Raw genomic sequence first — 16,943 nt, forward strand, 5'->3', positions numbered from 1 at the left:
CCGCCAACCCGCGCGCGCGTTCGGCCAGGCTGCGCGCGGCAATCCGCACCGAGGTGCCGGCGCGCCCCGGCGACTTTTCGATTTTCGGCCTTCCAAAGCTTCCCGCCGTCGAGCGGCCGGGGGAGAGGTAAGCACGTGTTTCGTACCAGCGACATAGTCCTGATCGCCGTCATGGTCTCGGCGGCGGCGTTGACCTACAAGACCAAGCGCGAAGCCGAGGACCAGCTGGCGGCGGTGCAGAAGCTGCAGGCGCAGATCCGCTACGAGGAAGACACGATCGATCTTCTGAAAGCCGACTGGAGCCTGCTCACCCAACCGGCACGGCTGCAGAAGCTTGCCGAAATCTACAAGTCTCAGCTCGGGCTCGAGCCGCTCAACGCCCGGCAGATCGGCGGTCTCGACGACGTACCCATGAAACCTGTCAACATCGAGGACCTGTCGTCGCAGCGGCTTGGCGGCATGGCCGACAATTCCGGCAAAGCGCCCCCGGCCGGCAAGGATCCGGTGGTCACCGGGAGCACCGTGCAATGATCAGCAGGCTTCCAAGGATCGGTGACCTGCTCAAGCGTCGAAAGAAGGTGGCCGAGGACGGTTCGATCGTCGTCGATGCCGCCCGCAAGGCGACCGGCGGCAAGGCCAAGACCCGCATCGTCATGACAATGGCGGTGTTCTTCACCATCTATTCGACGATTGCCGGCCGGCTCGTCTATCTCGGCCTGCAAAATCCGGATATGTCGGGCGGTCCGCAAAGCCGCGTCACGGCCTCGCGGCCGGACATCGTCGACCGCAACGGCGAGGTGCTGGCGACCGACATCAAGACGGCGTCGCTGTTCGCCGAGCCGCGCCGCATCGTCGACGCCGACGAGGCGATCGAGAAGCTGTCGACCGTGCTTCCCGAGATCGATTACGAGCAGACCTATCACAAGCTGAAGAGCGGCGCCGGCTTCGTCTGGCTGCAGCGGCAGCTGACGCCGAAGCAGCAGGCCGACATCATGGCGCTCGGCATTCCGGGTCTCGGCTTCCGCACCGAAAAGCGGCGCTTCTATCCGAGCGGCGAGACGTCCTCCTACATTGTCGGGCTCACCAATATCGACAATCAGGGCATCTCCGGCATGGAGAAGTACATCGACGACCAGGGCCTTACCGATCTGCAGGCGTCGGGGCTGGCGGTGGCCAGGGACCTGAAGCCGGTGAAGCTGTCAATCGATCTGCGCGTCCAGCACATCGTCCGCGACGAGGTTGCGACCGGCATGGAGCGGTTCCATGCGATCGCGGCCGGCGCGGTCGTGCTCAATGTCAAGACCGGCGAGGTGCTGGCCATGGCGTCGGTGCCGGATTTCGACCCCAACAATCCCTACAACGCCCAGGAGAAGGACCGGCTGAACCGCATGTCGGCCGGCCTCTACGAGATGGGCTCGACCTTCAAGAGCTTCACCACCGCGATGGCGCTCGATTCCGGCAAGGTGACGCTGGAAAGCCGCTTCGACGCGTCGCGCCCCATCCGGATCGGCCGTCAGACCATCCACGACTTCCACGCCAAGGGCCGTGTTCTGTCGGTGCCGGAAGTGTTCATCTATTCGTCCAACATCGGTTCGGCCAGGGAGGCCGAGGCTGTCGGCATCGAAGGACATCGCGAATTCCTGCATCGGCTGGGCGTGCTCGAAAAAATGCAGACGGAATTGCCGGAAGTGGCGCGGCCGACCGAGCCCAAGGTCTGGAAGCAGGTCAATTCGATCACCATCGCCTTCGGCCATGGCGTGTCGACGACGCCGCTGCAGACGGCGGTGGGCTGCGCCGCGCTGATGAATGGCGGTTATCTGATCGAGCCGACCTTCCTGCCGCGTACCGTGGAACAGGCAATGGCGGTGGCCAAGAAAGTGGTCAGCGAAAAAACAGTGGAATCGATGCGCTATCTCTATGCGCTCAATGCCGAGAAAGGTTCGGGCAAGAGCGCCAGGGTTCCGGGTTTCCGCGTCGGCGGCAAGACCGGCACGGCGGAGAAAGTGGTCAACGGCCGCTATTCAAAAGACAAGAATTTCAATGCCTTCGTGGCGGCTTTCCCGATGGACGATCCGCAATATATCGTGCTTACGATCGCCGACGAGCCGAAGCCGGAAAAGCCCGGCATGGGCGCCACCGCAGCCTCGAATGCGGGCGTCATGGCGGGCAACATCGTCAGGCGCGCGGCTTCCATGCTTGGCGTGAAGCCAGATTTCAGCCATGAAAATGGTGCAACGCTGGTTTCCTATCAGTGATTCTTGGGGCGCGCCGGCAACTGCGCGCTATTTTGTTGCGGTGAACGGGACTCAATGCATCTGAAAGATCTAGCCGGTATCCTGCCTGTCGAGGGAACAGCTTCCCCCGATCTGGAGGTTACCGGTCTCTCCTCCGATTCCCGCCATGTAAGGCCGGGCGCCGTCTTCTTTGCGCTCGCCGGCAGCAAGGCCGATGGCTCAACCTATGCCGCCGATGCCGCCAGTCGAGGTGCTGCTGCAATCGTCACCGGCAATGGTACAGGCGTTTCCGGCCTTCCGGTCCCGGTCTTTGCCGTCGATGATCCTCGCCTGGCTCTGGCGCTGAGCGCGGCGCGCTTCTTCGGCAAGCAGCCCGAGACGATGGTCGCCGTCACCGGCACCAGCGGCAAGACGTCGGTCGCCGCCTTCACCCGCCAGATATGGGAGCAGGCCGGTTTTGCCGCCGCTTCGATCGGCACGACGGGCGTCGTGGCGCCCGGCCGCAACGAATATGGTTCGTTGACCACGCCGGATCCGGTTGCGCTGCACCAGCTGCTGAAGGAACTGGCGGAGGCAGGGGTGACACACGCCTCGATGGAGGCCTCCAGCCACGGCCTCGACCAGCGCCGCCTCGATGGGGTCAAGCTCGCCGCCGGCGGCTTCACCAATCTCGGCCGCGATCACATGGATTACCATCCGACGGTCGAGGACTATCATCGCGCCAAGCTGCGCCTGTTCGATACCCTGCTGCCGACGGGGGCTCCGGCGGTCATCTTCGCCGACGATCCCTGGTCGGAGCCGACGGTTCACGCCGCGCGGGCGGCGGGCCTGAACGTGCTCACAGTCGGCCGCCACGGCGAGTTCCTTACGCTGAAGCGCGTCGAGCATGAGCGGCGGCGGCAGCGCGCAGAGGTCGAGGCCGACGGCGTGCTTTACGAGATCGACCTGCCGCTGGCCGGTGATTTCCAGATCGCCAATGCGCTGGTTTCGGCCGGCCTCGCCATCTCGACTGGAACATCCGTCGGCAAAGCCTTGGCCGCATTGGAGAAACTCAAAGGCGCGCCGGGCCGGCTCGACCTTGTCGGCACGACGGCGGCCGGTGCTCCGGTCTATGTCGACTACGCACACAAGCCCGACGCGCTGGAAAATGTGCTGACCTCGGTTCGCCCGTTCACCACAGGCCGGGTCGTTGTCGTGTTCGGCTGTGGCGGCGACCGTGATCGCGGCAAGCGGCCGATCATGGGCGAGATCGCCACCCGGCTAGCCGATGTCGTCATCGTCACCGACGACAATCCGCGCACGGAGATCCCCGAAACCATCCGCGCGGCCATCCTTGCCGCGGCACCCGGCGCCATCGAGATCGGCGACCGCCGCAAGGCGATCCACGAGGCGGTGGCGATGCTTCATGCCGGCGATACGCTGATCGTCGCCGGAAAGGGGCATGAGGAGGGCCAGACCATCGGTACCGAAACCTTCCACTTCTCCGACCACGAGGAAGTGCGCGAGGCGCTTCAGGAGCGCGCCGCATGAGCTTGCTCTGGACGTCGGAAGCGCTCGTCGAGGCCATGGGTGGCAGGCCGATCGGCTCGCTGCCGGAAGGCATCACCGGCATTTCCATCGACAGCCGCAGCCTCGAGCCCGGCAATGCCTTCTTCGCCATCAAGGGCGAGACGATGGACGGCCACGATTTCGCGACCGCGGCGGTGAAGGCGGGTGCTGCCGTGCTGGTCGTCGCCGAGGGCAAGCTGCCGTCACTCGGCCGGCTGACGGCGCCGATGATCGTCGTGCAGGATGTGCTTGCGGCGCTCGAGAAGCTTGGCGTTGCGGCGCGCGCTCGCTCACGGGCCAAGATTGTCGCGGTGACCGGCTCGGCAGGCAAGACGACGACCAAGGAGGCGCTGCGCCATGTGCTGTCGGCGGTCGGCAAGGTGCATGCCTCGGCGCAGTCGTTCAACAACCATTGGGGCGTGCCGCTGACCTTGGCCCGCATGCCGCAAGACTGCGACTACGCGGTTTTCGAGATCGGCATGAACCATCCGGGCGAGATCAGGCCGCTCGTCAGGATGGTCAGACCGCATGTCGCGATCGTCACGCTGATTGCCGCCGCCCATCTTGGCTTCTTCAAGAATCTCGACGAGATCGCCATGGCCAAGGCCGAGATTTTCGAGGGCATAGAGCCCGGCGGCGCCGCGCTGCTCAACCGCGACGATCCGCGCTGGAAGCTGCTCGGCAAAATGGCGAGAGAGGCCGGTGTCGAGCATGTCTTCGGCTTCGGCGAAAACGCCCGCTCGGCGTTCCGCCTTGCTGGCTGCGACCTTTACGCCGATCATTCCGATATCGCCGTCAAGATCGGCAAAAAGGATGTGACGGCCCGGGTCGGGGCGCCCGGCCGACACATCGTGCAGAATGTGCTGGCCGTGCTGGGGACCGCGCAACTGGTCGGCGCCGATCTCGACAAGGTGGCGGCGGCGCTTGCAGATCTTTCGGCCGAGCGCGGGCGCGGCAGGCGCCACATATTGCATCATCCAAGCGGCCCGATCACGCTGATCGACGAGAGCTACAATGCCAACCCGGCGTCGATGGCGGCAGCCATGGCGCTGCTCAACGCCACGCCGGTATCGGGCGAGGGCAGGCGCATCGCCGTGCTTGGCGACATGCTGGAACTCGGCAGCCATTCGGCGAAGCTGCATGCGGCGCTTGCCGAACTCATCGTCGGCACGGAAACGCACAACGTCTTTCTCGGCGGCGCGGAGATGCGGGCGCTGGCCGAGGTTTTGCCTTCCGATGTCGAAACCGAATACCGGGCAGGCGCGGAAGAGCTGAAGCCGGTCGTCATGTCGGCAATCAGGCCCGGCGACGTGGTGATGGTCAAGTCGTCGAAAGGCATAGGATTTTCAAAGCTGGTCGAGGCATTGCTCGGCAAATTTCCGGCGGAAGCCGCAACCATTGAACCGACCTGAGGTCGGGCTCCGGGGGACGGAAGCGCATGCTCACTTTACTCGTTGATTTCGCGGACAAGATCTCGGCCTTCAATGTCTTCCGCTACATCACCTTTCGCACCGGCGGCGCGCTGATCACGTCGGCGCTCATCGTCTTCATATTCGGACCGACCATCATCAATTCGCTGCGGCTTCGTCAGGGTAAGGGCCAACCGATCCGCGCCGACGGGCCGCAGACGCATTTCAAGAAAGCGGGCACGCCGACCATGGGCGGGCTGATGATCCTTTGCGGCATCATCGGCTCATCGCTTTTGTGGGCGAACCTCTCCAGCATCTATGTCTGGGTTGTGATGCTGGTGACGCTCGGCTTCGGCTCGATCGGTTTCTACGACGACTATCTCAAGGTGACGAAACAGTCGCATCTAGGCTTCTCCGGCAAGGCGCGGCTGGCGATCGAATTCGTCATCGCCGGCATCGCTGCCTGGGTGATCATGCATAATGGCCAGGCGCCGTTCTCGTCCTCGCTGACCTTTCCGTTCGCCAAGGAATTCCTCATCAATCTCGGCTGGTTCTTCGTGCCGTTCTCCTGCTTCGTCATCGTCGGCGCCGGCAATGCGGTGAACCTGACCGACGGCCTCGACGGCCTGGCGATCGTGCCGATCATGATCGCGGCGGCGTCCTTCGGCGTCATCGCCTATCTTTCGGGCAACGCGGTCTTCGCCGAATATCTGCAGATCCACTTCGTCCCCGGCACCGGCGAGCTGGCGGTCGTGCTCGGCGCGGTCATCGGCGCCGGCCTCGGCTTCCTCTGGTTCAACGCGCCGCCGGCCGCGATCTTCATGGGCGACACCGGCTCGCTGGCCATGGGCGGACTGATCGGCACCATCGCGGTCGCCACCAAGCACGAGATCGTGCTGGTCATCGTCGGCGGCCTGTTCGTGGTGGAGATCCTGTCGGTCATCATCCAGGTCGGCTACTTCAAGATGACCGGCAAGCGCGTCTTCCTGATGGCGCCGATCCATCACCATTTCGAAAAGCTCGGCTGGACCGAAAGCCAGGTGGTGATCCGCTTCTGGATCATCGCCGTCATCCTGGCGTTGGTCGGCCTCTCCACCCTCAAGCTCAGATAGGACACCGCTTGATCCCCGCCACTTCCTTCGCAGGCAAACGCGTTTCGCTCTTCGGGCTCGGCGGTTCGGGGATCGCGACCGCGCATGCGCTGATCGCGGGTGGTGCCGATATCCTCGCCTGGGACGACAATCCGGACAGCGTGGCCAAGGCCGCCGCCGCCGGAATTGCGACCGGCGACCTGCGCGGCGCCGACTGGTCGCGCTTTGCGGCCTTCGTCCTGTCGCCCGGCGTGCCGCTCACGCATCCGAAGCCGCATTGGACGGTGGAGCTGGCTCGCGGCGCCGGCGTCGAGGGGGTCGGCGACATCGAGCTGTTTTGCCGCGAGCGCATCCAGCGCGCTCCGTCCTCGCCCTTTATCGCGATCACCGGTACCAACGGCAAGTCGACGACTACGGCGCTGACGGCGCATATCCTGAAATCGGCAGGGCGCGACACCCAGATGGGCGGCAATATCGGTCGGGCCATCATGACGCTCGACCCGCCCGAGCCCGAGCGGCATTATGCGGTGGAGTGCTCTTCCTACCAGATCGATCTCGCACCCTCGATCAACCCGACGGCAGGCATCCTGCTCAACCTGACGCCCGACCATCTCGACCGGCACGGCACGATGGCGCATTACTCCTCGATCAAGGAAAGGCTGGTCGCCGGCAGCGACACCGCGATCATCGGCGTCGACGATTCCTGGTGCGCCCAGATCGCCGACCGGCTGGAGCGGGCAGGCCGGCAGGTTATCCGCATCTCCAAGCGCCTGCCGCTCACCGACGGCTATTTCGCCGAGGGCACCAACCTGATGGAAGCCGTGGACGGCCGCTACAGCCGCGTCGCTTTCCTCGAGGGCATCGGCTCGCTTCGCGGCCAGCACAATGCGCAGAACGCGCTGGCTGCCATCGCCGCCTGCCTGCGGGTCGGTCTCGAGCTCGGCGAGATCCAGGCGGGGCTGGAAAGCTTCCCAGGGCTGGCGCACCGCATGGAGCAGGTCGGCCGCAAGGATCATGTGCTGTTCGTCAACGATTCCAAGGCGACCAATGCCGACGCGGCGGCGCCAGCGCTGTCGAGCTTCAACCGCATCTACTGGATCGCCGGCGGCCTGCCCAAGGAAGGCGGCATCGAGCCGCTGCGCGGCTTCTTCCCGCGCATCGCCAAGGCCTATCTGATCGGCGAGGCCGCACCTGCTTTCTCCGCCACGCTGGGCGAGGCGGTGCCTTACGAAATATCCGGAACGCTGGCTGCCGCGGTCGAGCATGCAGCCCATGACGCTGCGAGCGACACCGGCGGCGAAGCGGTGGTGCTGCTTTCGCCGGCCTGCGCCAGTTTCGACCAGTTCAAGAATTTCGAGGTTCGCGGCGAAGCCTTCAGGCAAGCTGCGACTGCTATTGATGGGGTGAAACCCATCGGAGGGCCACGTTGATGCAAAGCCGTCTCGACAAAAGTCCGGTCGCAACCTGGTGGTGGACGATCGATCGCTGGTTCCTGGCGGCATTCCTGTCGCTGATGGGGCTAGGCATCGTTTTGTCCTTCGCGGCAAGTCCGGCGGTCGCCGAGCGCATCGGCCTCGACAGCTTCCACTTCGCTACAAGGCAGATCATCTTCACCATCCCAGCTCTCATCGTGATGCTGGCGGTTTCCTTCCTCGAGGCGCGACAGATAAGGCGCATGTCGCTGGTGATGCTCTGCATCATGCTGGTGCTGATGGTGGCGGTGCTCTACATCGGCGTCGAGGTGAAAGGCGCGCGGCGCTGGGTGTCGCTCGCCGGCCTCTCCATCCAGCCGTCCGAATTCCTCAAGCCTGCCTTCGTCATCATCTGCGCCTGGCTTTTCGCCGAGCACAAGCGCCAGCCCGATATCCCCGGCAATCTTTTCGCCATGCTGCTGCTGGCCCTGGTGATCTCCCTCCTGGTGGCGCAGCCTGATCTCGGCCAGACAATGCTGGTGCTGGGCACCTGGGGCGTGATGTTCTTCATGGCCGGCTTACCCTGGCTCTGGATCGTCGCGCTGGGTGCCGCCGGCATCGGCGGCGTGTTCGCGGCCTATACGGTCTTTCCGCACGTCGCCGCCCGCATCGACAAGTTCCTCACCGGCGAAGGCGATACCTTCCAGGTCGACATGGGCCGCGAAGCGCTGATCAATGGCGGCTGGTTCGGCGTCGGTCCGGGCGAGGGCACGGTGAAGCGGGTCATTCCGGACAGCCATGCCGACTTCGTCTTCTCGGTCGCGGGCGAGGAGTTCGGGCTGATCATGTGCTTCTTCATCATGTCGATCTTCGCCTTCATCGTGCTGCGCGGATTGAGCATCGCGCTCAAGGAGCATGACGATTTCACCCGCTACGCCGTCGGCGGGCTTGTCACCATCTTCGGGCTGCAGTCGGCCATCAATATGTGCGTCAACCTGCAGCTGATGCCCGCCAAGGGCATGACGCTGCCCTTCATCTCCTATGGCGGCTCCTCGCAGATCGCGATTGCCGTCTCGATGGGCATGGTGCTGGCGCTGACGCGCAGACATCCCGAAAAGCGCAAGCAGATGGGCTATGCTTTCTCGCAGCGCACTATCGCGGCGGAATGAGGCTGGATGTCGAAGGGTGTTATCCTGCTTGCGGCCGGCGGAACGGGCGGGCATCTGTTCCCGGCCGAGGCGCTTGCGCATGAGCTGATCGAGCGCGGCTGGAAGGTGCATCTCGCCACCGACCACCGCGCCGAGCGCTATTCGCGCCAGTTTCCCGCTGTCGAAGTCCACTCGATCCCGTCGGCCACACTGGGCTCGAAGAATCCGATTGCCATGCTCTCGGCCTTCTGGACGATTTGGCAAGGCGTGCGGCAAGCGGGGCGGGTGATCGCCAGGATCAAGCCGGAGGCCGTCGTCGGCTTCGGCGGCTATCCGACACTGCCGCCGCTCTACGCGGCGGCCCGCCGCAAGGTGCCGACGCTGATCCATGAGCAGAACGCCGTCATGGGCCGCGCCAACAGGGCGCTGTCGAGCCGGGTCGACGCGATCGCCGGCGGCTTCCTGCCGGAAGGCGCAAGTGCGGCCGGCGCCAAGACGGTGAACACCGGCAATCCGGTCAGGCCGCAGATACTCGAAGCGGCAAAGACCCCTTACATAGCGTCCAACGACGGCGAGCCTTTCCGCTTTCTGGTGTTCGGCGGCAGCCAGGGCGCGCAATTCTTTTCCGATGCCGTGCCGGCGGCGATCGCGCTCCTGTCCGAAGCGCAGCGCAAGCGGCTGACAATCACCCAGCAGGCGCGCGCCGAAGACGTGGTGCGGGTGAAGGCCGCCTATGCCAATCTCGGCGTCGACGCGCAGGTTTCGCCCTTCTTCACCGACATGGCGGCGCGCATGGCGGCGGCCCATCTGGTGATGTCGCGCTCCGGCGCCTCGACGGTATCGGAGATCGCCGTCATCGGCCGCCCCGCGCTGCTGGTGCCTTATCCGCATGCGCTCGATCACGACCAGGCGGCGAATGCCGCGGCACTTGCCGCGGCCGGCGGAGCCGAGGTCCATCCGCAATCGACGCTTTCGGCCGAGCGGATTGCCGCGCTGGTCGGCGGGCTAATGGAGGACCCCGGCCGGCTTGCAGGGATGGCCGCGGCTGCCCGCTCGGCCGGAAAACCGGATGCTGCGCGGTTGCTCGCCGATCTTACAGAGGCTATTGCGTCCGGCAAAACGGTTTCGGACCACAGGAGGACGCGCGCATGAAGATGCCGCAGACGATCGGCCTCGTGCATTTCATCGGCATCGGCGGCATCGGCATGAGCGGCATCGCCGAGGTGCTGCACAATCTCGGCTACAAGGTGCAGGGTTCCGACCAGGCGGACGGCGCCAATGTGCAGCGGCTGCGCGATAAGGGCATCGAGTGCTTCGTCGGCCACAAGGCCGAGAATATCGGCGACGCCGAAGTGATCGTGGTGTCGACGGCCATCAAGAAATCCAACCCGGAACTCAAGGCCGCGCGCGAAAAACTGCTGCCGGTCGTGCGCCGCGCCGAGATGCTCGCTGAATTGATGCGCTTCCGCCAGGCGATCGCCATCGGCGGCACGCACGGCAAGACGACGACCACCTCGATGGTGGCGACGCTGCTCGAAGCCGGCGGGCTCGACCCGACCGTCATCAATGGCGGCATCATCAACGCCTATGGCACCAATGCCCGCATGGGCGACGGCGAGTGGATGGTGGTCGAGGCGGACGAGAGCGACGGCACCTTCCTCAAGCTGCCGGCCGACATCGCGGTCGTCACCAACATCGACCCGGAGCATCTCGATCACTATGGCAGCTTCGACAAGGTGCGCGAGGCGTTCCGCCAGTTCGTCGAGAACGTGCCGTTCTACGGCTTCGGCGTGATGTGCACGGACCATCCGGAGGTGCAGGCGCTGGTCGGCCGCATCGAGGACCGGCGCGTCATTACCTATGGCGAGAACGCGCAGGCCGACGTGCGCTTCACCAACCACCGTATGGACGGAGCCATATCGGAGTTCGACGTGGTGATCCGCGACCGCAAGGGCCGCGGCACAACGACGATCGCCGGCCTGCGGCTGCCGATGCCCGGCCGGCACAATGTCTCCAACGCAACGGCGGCGATCGCGGTCGCGAATGAGCTCGGCCTGTCGGCCGAGGCGATCAAGAAAGGCCTGTCGTCCTTTGCCGGGGTCAAGCGCCGCTTCACTCACACCGGCTCTTGGAACGGGGTCGACATCTTCGACGATTACGGTCATCACCCGGTCGAGATCGCGGCGGTGCTGAAGGCCGCGCGCGGGGCCACCAAGGGCCGCGTCATCGCGATCGCGCAGCCGCACCGCTTCACCCGGCTGCATGACCTGTTCGAAGAGTTCTCCGTCTGCTTCAACGATGCCGACACGGTCATGGTGGCGCCGGTCTATCCGGCCGGCGAGGAGCCGATCGAAGGTGTCTCCTCGGACGCGCTGGTGTCGCGCATCCGCGCTGGCGGCCACCGCGACGCGCGCTATATCGAAGGTCCGGCGGCGGTCGCGCCGGCCATTCGCGAGCTTGCCAAGCCCGGCGACTTCGTCGTGTTCCTGGGCGCCGGCAACATCACGCAATGGGCCTACGCGTTGCCCAAGGAACTCGGTGGGGCCCCCTCATGATGCGCGGCCAGGACCTGATCGATAAACTCGGCGACAAGCTCGCCGCCTTGCGCGGCCGCGTCACGCCCAATGCCGAGATGGACAAGATCACCTGGTTTCGTGCCGGCGGCCTGGTGGAGGCGCTGTTCCAGCCGGTCGATGAGGAGGACCTCGCGGCCTTCCTGCGCGCGGTGCCGGAGGAAATTCCGATCACGGTCGTCGGCGTCGGCTCGAACCTTCTGGTGCGCGACGGCGGCATCCCCGGTTTCGTGGTGAGGCTCTCGGCCAAGGGCTTTGGTCAAATTGAAAGAGTTCCAAGTGGTGGGATCAAGGCAGGCGCCGCCACCCCGGACAAGCGTCTTGCCGCATTTGCCTTGGAGGAAGGTATTGGCGGCTTCCATTTCTACCACGGCATTCCAGGCTCCATCGGCGGCGCGCTTATCATGAATGCTGGCGCCAACGGCGTGGAGACGCGCGAGCGGGTCGTCGAGGTGACGGCGCTCGATCGCAAGGGCAATGTTCATACATTGCTCACTGACGATATGGGTTATTCCTATCGCCACTCATCGGCACCTGCCGGACTGATCTTCACCTCCGCCATCTTCGAGGGCGTTCCGGAAGACAAGGCGGCGATCAAGGCGGCGATGGACGCCGTGCAGAATCATCGCGAGACGGTGCAGCCGATCCGCGAGAAGACCGGCGGTTCGACCTTCAAGAATCCCGAAGGCTCGTCGGCCTGGAAAGAGATCGACAAGGCCGGCTGCCGCGGGCTGATGATCGGCGGCGCGCAGATGTCCCCCATGCACTGCAACTTCATGATCAACACCGGCACGGCGACCGGCTACGATCTCGAATATCTCGGCGAGACGGTGCGCGCACGGGTGCTGGAAAATTCGGGTATCCGGCTCCACTGGGAGATCAAGCGTCTCGGCAACTTCCGGCCGGGCCACGCGGTCCAGGAATTCCTGGGACAGCTTCTTTAGCTCGCTGCGAAGTTCAAGTAGCACATGAACTTCCGTGACAGGCAACGGTCGTCAAGCGTTGCCGTAAAGACTCAACAACACGCTTTTCTGACCCGTTTTCGCGGAAAGTGAATCTCTCGGAATCATAGGCACTTGCCAGGGAATCAACTCTCTGATTCTCTGCCCTAAAGCGTTTCCTGATTTGAGTCGTTTGACGCGTAACTCGCGTTTTCCGTCTGGGGGGGCAACCTGCCGGAAGACTCGGACTCAATATGCGGGGATGTTGCGTGCGGAAATATCGGTTGCAGGCCCGGCGTGAGAGGGAATGACGGGATGAAGAAGAAGCATGTGGCTGTTCTCCTGGGTGGATTCTCCTCGGAGCGGCCCGTGTCTCTGTCCTCGGGGAATGCGTGTGCGGATGCGCTCGAGAATGAAGGCTATCAGGTCACCCGCGTCGATGTTTCGCGCGATGTCGGGTCTGTCCTTGCCGAGCTCAAGCCCGATGTCGCCTTCAATGCGCTGCACGGTCCGTTCGGCGAGGACGGCACCATCCAGGGAATTCTCGAATATCTCGGAATTCCCTACACCCATTCGGGTGTGCTCGCTTCGGCGCTGGCCATGAACAAGGAGCAGGCCAAGAAGGTCGCCAAGGCATCCGGCATTCCGGTCGCGGAATCGAAGGTGGTCAACCGCTTCGCCGTCCAGAACAAGCATCCGATGAAGCCGCCTTATGTGGTGAAGCCGGTCAACGAAGGCTCGAGCTTCGGCGTCGTCATCGTGCATGAGGGGCAGTCGCATCCGCCGCAGGTGATAGGCTCGTCAGAGTGGAAGTATGGCGAGATCGTTATGGTCGAGCGCTACATCCATGGGCGCGAATTGACTTGCGCTGTGATGGGCGACGTGGCGCTCGGGGTCTGCGAGATCATCCCGACCGGCCATTCCTTCTACGACTACGATTCAAAATACGTTCCCGGCGGATCAAAACACGAAACCCCTGCAAAAATTTCACCGAATATTTACCAAAAAATACAGACACTGACCCTCAAGGCTCATCTTGCTATCGGTTGCCGGGGCGTCTCCCGGTCGGACTTCCGTTACGACGACCGTCACTCCGAAAACGGCGAGGTTGTCTGGCTTGAGATCAACACCCAGCCGGGCATGACGCCGACGTCTCTGGTGCCTGAAATCGCCGCGCAAGCGGGGCATTCGTTCGGCGATCTGTTGAGTTGGATGGTGGAGGACGCTTCGTGTCTGCGTTGAGGTGGGGACAGGGCAAGGGCGGTGGGGCTGGGCCTGCGCTATTCGGCGTGCCGCTGTCGTTCGACCATTTCGTGTTGCCGCGCCAACTTCGGCGGCCGGTGCGTGTGCTTGCCCGTCTCTGCGGTGGCGAGTACGAGGCACCGCGCTTTTCGGCCGCGATCCTCTCCGCTGCCTTGTTGGCTTCGGCCGGGGCTTATGGCGCCTATCTCGGCGGCTATTCCGACAGCATCGTGCAGGGCGTGACGGCTCGAACCGGTTTTGCCGTCGATCAGATCAAGGTCGTCGGCAACCGCCAGACTTCAGAGATCGACATACTGGACCGGCTCGGCCTCGATGGCTGGACATCGCTGATCGGCTTCGACGCCGAGGCCGCGCGCGAGCGCATCGCGACGTTGCCTTGGGTTGAGGTGGCGGCGGTGCGCAAGATCTATCCGCATACGCTGGAAGTGCGCGTCGAGGAGCGCGAACCTTTCGCGCTCTGGCAGCAGGGCAACTCGCTGTCGGTGATCGAGCGGTCGGGCGAGGTGATCGCGCCGTTCTCGGGCGGCAAGGAGGCTCTGCTGCCGCTGATCATCGGCACGGGCGCGCCGGCCAAGGCGCCGGACTTCCTGGAGAAGATCAAGCGCTATCCCGATCTGGCGGCGCGGATCAAAGGCTATATCCGCGTCGGCGAGCGGCGCTGGGATCTCAAGCTCGAGAATGGCATCACGGTGAAGCTGCCGGAGGATGACGAGGACCGGGCGATCGCCGATCTCGTCAGGCTCGACGATGACAACGGACTTTTGACACGCGACATCGCTGCCGTCGACATGCGGTTGTCCGACCGGCTGGTGGTGGAGCTCTCGCCGGAGGCGGCGACACAGCGCGAAGCCGCGCTCAGCGAAAAGCCGAAGAGCCTGACGAAGCGCAAGCCGGAGACGAAGATATGAGCTGGCTTGGCGGCAGCGGTGATGCTTCTTCGCGGCGGTCGGGCACGCTGACGGTGCTCGACGTCGGCTCGAGCAAGGTTTGCTGCGTGGTGGCGAAGCTGAAGCCGAACGAGGACGGCAAGCTTCTTCGCGGGCGCTCGCATCGCATCCAGGTGATCGGCATCGGCCATCAGAAGTCGCAGGGCGTGAAGTCGGGCGTCGTCGTCGATCTCGACCGCGCAGAGCATGCCATCCGTCTCGCCGTCGACGCGGCCGAGCGCATGGCCGGGCTCACCGTCGATTCCCTCATCGTCAACATGACGGCCGGCCGGCTGAAGAGCGAGGCCTTCTCGGCAACCATCAATCTCGGCGGCCACCAGGTCGAGGAAGCCGACATCAAGCGCGTGCTTGGCGCCGGCGCCAAGCAGGCATTGCGGGCCGAGCGGGAGGTGGTCCATTCGCTTCCCGTCGGCTTCTCGCTCGATGCCGAACGCGGCGTGCGCGACCCGCGCGGCATGGTCGGTGACGCGCTCGGCGTCGACATGCATGTGCTGACCGGCGACGCCGCCCCGATGCGCAATCTGGAGCTCTGCATCAACCGCTCGCATCTGTCGGTCGAGCGCATGGTGGCGACGCCTTATGCCAGCGGTCTCGCGGCGCTGGTCGACGACGAGCTCGAAATGGGTGCAGCCTGCATCGACATGGGCGGCGGCACCACGACGATCTCTGTGTTCTCGGAAGGCAAGTTCGTGCATGGCGACGCCATCGCCATCGGCGGCAACCATGTGACGCTCGACATGGCCAAGGGCCTGTCGACCTCGCTCGACGCCGCCGAGCGGCTGAAGGTGATGCATGGCTCTGCGCTGCCTGGAAGTGCCGACGACCGCGACCTGGTCTCCATCCAGCCGATCGGCGAGGAGGGCGAACTGCCGCTGCAGATCCCGCGCTCGGTGATGACGCGCATCATCCGCGCGCGCATCGACGAGACGCTGGAGCTTCTGCGCGATCGGCTGAACAAATCGGGCTACGGCAACGCCGTCGGCAAGCGCGTCGTTCTCACCGGCGGCGCCAGCCAACTGGCCGGCCTGCCGGAAGCGGCGCGCCGCATCCTCGGACGCAATGTACGCATCGGCCGGCCGCTCGGCGTGGCGGGCCTGCCGGAGGCAGCCAAGGGGCCGGCGTTCTCGACCCCGGTCGGGCTTCTGATCTATCCGCAGATGGCGAGCTTCGAGAGCCATTCGGCGAAAGGACTTTCCGGTTTCAAAATGACCGGAACGGGCGGAAAACTGCATCGCATGAGTCAGTGGTTGAGAGACAGTTTTTAATTTGACGGGGACAGCCCCATAGGCGGCCGCAGCGGCGAAGCGGCGGGAAAGGCAAAAGGACGGAGACAATGACCATCAATCTGCAAAAGCCGGACATTACCGAGCTGAAGCCACGCATCACCGTGTTCGGTGTTGGCGGCGGCGGCGGCAACGCGGTCAACAACATGATCACCGCCGGCTTGCGCGGCGTCGAATTCGTGGTGGCCAACACCGACGCGCAGGCGCTGACGATGTCGAAGTCGGAACGGCTGATCCAGCTCGGCGCGCATGTCACCGAGGGGCTCGGCGCCGGCTCGCAGCCGGAAGTCGGTCGCGCTGCCGCGGAAGAATGCATCGACGAGATCATCGATCATCTGTCCAACACGCATATGTGCTTCGTCACCGCCGGCATGGGCGGTGGCACCGGCACGGGCGCTGCGCCGGTTGTTGCCCGCGCCGCCCGCGAGAAGGGCATCCTTACCGTCGGCGTCGTCACCAAGCCGTTTCATTTCGAGGGCCAGCGCCGCATGAAGACGGCCGACATGGGCATCGAGGAGCTGCAGAAATGCGTCGATACGCTCATCGTCATCCCCAACCAGAACCTGTTCCGGCTGGCCAATGACAAGACCACCTTCGCCGATGCCTTCGCCATGGCCGACCAGGTGCTCTACTCCGGCGTGGCCTGCATCACCGACCTGATGGTCAAGGAAGGCCTGATCAACCTCGACTTCGCCGACGTCCGTTCGGTGATGCGCGAGATGGGCAAGGCGATGATGGGCACCGGCGAGGCTTCGGGCGAGGGCCGCGCGATGGCCGCCGCGGAAGCCGCGATCGCCAACCCGCTGCTCGACGAAACCTCGATGAAGGGCGCCAAGGGCCTGCTGATCTCGATCACCGGCGGCCGCGACCTCACCCTGTTCGAGGTCGACGAAGCTGCGACCCGCATCCGCGAGGAGGTCGACCAGGACGCCAACATCATCCTGGGCGCCACTTTCGACGAGGAACTGGAAGGCGTGATCCGCGTCTCCGTGGTCGCCACCGGCATCGACAAGTCGGCGGCCGAAATCGCCGCGGCGCCGATCTCGATCCGCGCGCCGCAGAAGCCGGTCGCCCGGCCGGCGGCGCCTGCTCAG

The 16,943-nt window shown here is 64.6% G+C and carries 14 protein-coding genes and 1 pseudogene; all 15 read left to right on the forward strand.

From position 1 onward, the window contains the following. Window positions 1-131: pseudogene (locus DH10_RS17610) on the forward strand (16S rRNA (cytosine(1402)-N(4))-methyltransferase RsmH); the annotation flags it as partial. Window positions 132-135: 4 nt separating this feature from the next. Continuing rightward, the gene (ftsL, locus tag DH10_RS17615) at window positions 136-531 is read left to right on the forward strand and encodes a cell division protein FtsL (RefSeq protein ID WP_192243178.1); all 396 of its coding nucleotides are present in this window, start codon (window positions 136-138) and stop codon (window positions 529-531) included. Beyond that, window positions 528-2,255, forward strand: a complete 1,728-nt coding sequence (locus tag DH10_RS17620) for a peptidoglycan D,D-transpeptidase FtsI family protein (protein WP_192243175.1) — start codon at window positions 528-530, stop codon at window positions 2,253-2,255. The genes ftsL and DH10_RS17620 overlap by 4 nt, the downstream gene beginning before the upstream one ends. 54 nt (window positions 2,256-2,309) lie before the next feature. After that, window positions 2,310-3,764 carry a UDP-N-acetylmuramoyl-L-alanyl-D-glutamate--2,6-diaminopimelate ligase gene (locus DH10_RS17625; RefSeq protein ID WP_192243172.1) on the forward strand — a complete coding sequence of 485 codons (1,455 nt, stop codon included), beginning with the start codon at window positions 2,310-2,312 and terminating at the stop codon, window positions 3,762-3,764. Further along, the gene (locus DH10_RS17630; protein WP_192243170.1) at window positions 3,761-5,194 is read left to right on the forward strand and encodes a UDP-N-acetylmuramoylalanyl-D-glutamyl-2,6-diaminopimelate--D-alanyl-D-alanine ligase; all 1,434 of its coding nucleotides are present in this window, start codon (window positions 3,761-3,763) and stop codon (window positions 5,192-5,194) included. Before DH10_RS17625 ends, DH10_RS17630 begins: the two co-directional genes overlap by 4 nt. A gap of 26 nt (window positions 5,195-5,220) precedes the next feature. After that, entirely contained in the window at window positions 5,221-6,303 is a 1,083-nt protein-coding gene (mraY, locus tag DH10_RS17635) for a phospho-N-acetylmuramoyl-pentapeptide-transferase (protein WP_192385133.1), read from the forward strand. Between the two features lie 8 nt (window positions 6,304-6,311). Next, entirely contained in the window at window positions 6,312-7,712 is a 1,401-nt protein-coding gene (murD, locus tag DH10_RS17640) for a UDP-N-acetylmuramoyl-L-alanine--D-glutamate ligase (RefSeq protein ID WP_192385134.1), read from the forward strand. Next, the gene (ftsW, locus tag DH10_RS17645; RefSeq protein WP_192243164.1) at window positions 7,712-8,863 is read left to right on the forward strand and encodes a putative lipid II flippase FtsW; all 1,152 of its coding nucleotides are present in this window, start codon (window positions 7,712-7,714) and stop codon (window positions 8,861-8,863) included. Before murD ends, ftsW begins: the two co-directional genes overlap by 1 nt. A gap of 6 nt (window positions 8,864-8,869) precedes the next feature. Continuing rightward, on the forward strand, window positions 8,870-9,994 hold the full coding sequence (gene murG / locus DH10_RS17650) for an undecaprenyldiphospho-muramoylpentapeptide beta-N-acetylglucosaminyltransferase (protein WP_192243162.1): 1,125 nt from the start codon (window positions 8,870-8,872) through the stop codon (window positions 9,992-9,994). Beyond that, on the forward strand, window positions 9,991-11,397 hold the full coding sequence (gene murC / locus DH10_RS17655) for a UDP-N-acetylmuramate--L-alanine ligase (RefSeq protein WP_192243160.1): 1,407 nt from the start codon (window positions 9,991-9,993) through the stop codon (window positions 11,395-11,397). Before murG ends, murC begins: the two co-directional genes overlap by 4 nt. Continuing rightward, a complete protein-coding gene (murB, locus tag DH10_RS17660) occupies window positions 11,394-12,359 on the forward strand; it encodes a UDP-N-acetylmuramate dehydrogenase (protein ID WP_192243158.1) in 966 nt (321 codons plus the stop codon). The genes murC and murB overlap by 4 nt, the downstream gene beginning before the upstream one ends. 312 nt (window positions 12,360-12,671) lie before the next feature. Then, complete coding sequence (locus tag DH10_RS17665; protein WP_192243545.1) at window positions 12,672-13,598, forward strand: D-alanine--D-alanine ligase; 927 nt, start codon at window positions 12,672-12,674, stop codon at window positions 13,596-13,598. Then, entirely contained in the window at window positions 13,586-14,527 is a 942-nt protein-coding gene (locus DH10_RS17670; protein ID WP_192243156.1) for a cell division protein FtsQ/DivIB, read from the forward strand. The genes DH10_RS17665 and DH10_RS17670 overlap by 13 nt, the downstream gene beginning before the upstream one ends. Then, window positions 14,524-15,831: a cell division protein FtsA gene (gene ftsA / locus DH10_RS17675; RefSeq protein ID WP_192243154.1), complete on the forward strand. Its 1,308-nt coding sequence runs from the start codon at window positions 14,524-14,526 to the stop codon at window positions 15,829-15,831. The genes DH10_RS17670 and ftsA overlap by 4 nt, the downstream gene beginning before the upstream one ends. 68 nt (window positions 15,832-15,899) lie before the next feature. After that, window positions 15,900-16,943, forward strand: a 1,044-nt coding sequence (gene ftsZ / locus DH10_RS17680) for a cell division protein FtsZ (RefSeq protein ID WP_192385135.1), incomplete at its 3' end; no start/stop codon positions are given.

It is taken from the genome of Mesorhizobium silamurunense (genome assembly GCF_014843825.1).
GTDB lineage: Bacteria > Pseudomonadota > Alphaproteobacteria > Rhizobiales > Rhizobiaceae > Mesorhizobium > Mesorhizobium silamurunense.

Bases quoted from the DNA above. Each gene is read 5' to 3' on its own strand.
- DH10_RS17620 (WP_192243175.1), top strand. From the start codon at position 528: ATGATCAGCAGGCTTCCAAGGATCGGTGACCTGCTCAAGCGTCGAAAG.
- DH10_RS17625 (WP_192243172.1), top strand. From the start codon at position 2,310: ATGCATCTGAAAGATCTAGCCGGTATCCTGCCTGTCGAGGGAACAGCT.
- DH10_RS17630 (WP_192243170.1), top strand. From the start codon at position 3,761: ATGAGCTTGCTCTGGACGTCGGAAGCGCTCGTCGAGGCCATGGGTGGC.
- mraY (WP_192385133.1), top strand. From the start codon at position 5,221: ATGCTCACTTTACTCGTTGATTTCGCGGACAAGATCTCGGCCTTCAAT.
- ftsW (WP_192243164.1), top strand. From the start codon at position 7,712: ATGCAAAGCCGTCTCGACAAAAGTCCGGTCGCAACCTGGTGGTGGACG.
- murG (WP_192243162.1), top strand. From the start codon at position 8,870: ATGTCGAAGGGTGTTATCCTGCTTGCGGCCGGCGGAACGGGCGGGCAT.
- murC (WP_192243160.1), top strand. From the start codon at position 9,991: ATGAAGATGCCGCAGACGATCGGCCTCGTGCATTTCATCGGCATCGGC.
- murB (WP_192243158.1), top strand. From the start codon at position 11,394: ATGATGCGCGGCCAGGACCTGATCGATAAACTCGGCGACAAGCTCGCC.
- DH10_RS17665 (WP_192243545.1), top strand. From the start codon at position 12,672: ATGAAGAAGAAGCATGTGGCTGTTCTCCTGGGTGGATTCTCCTCGGAG.
- ftsA (WP_192243154.1), top strand. From the start codon at position 14,524: ATGAGCTGGCTTGGCGGCAGCGGTGATGCTTCTTCGCGGCGGTCGGGC.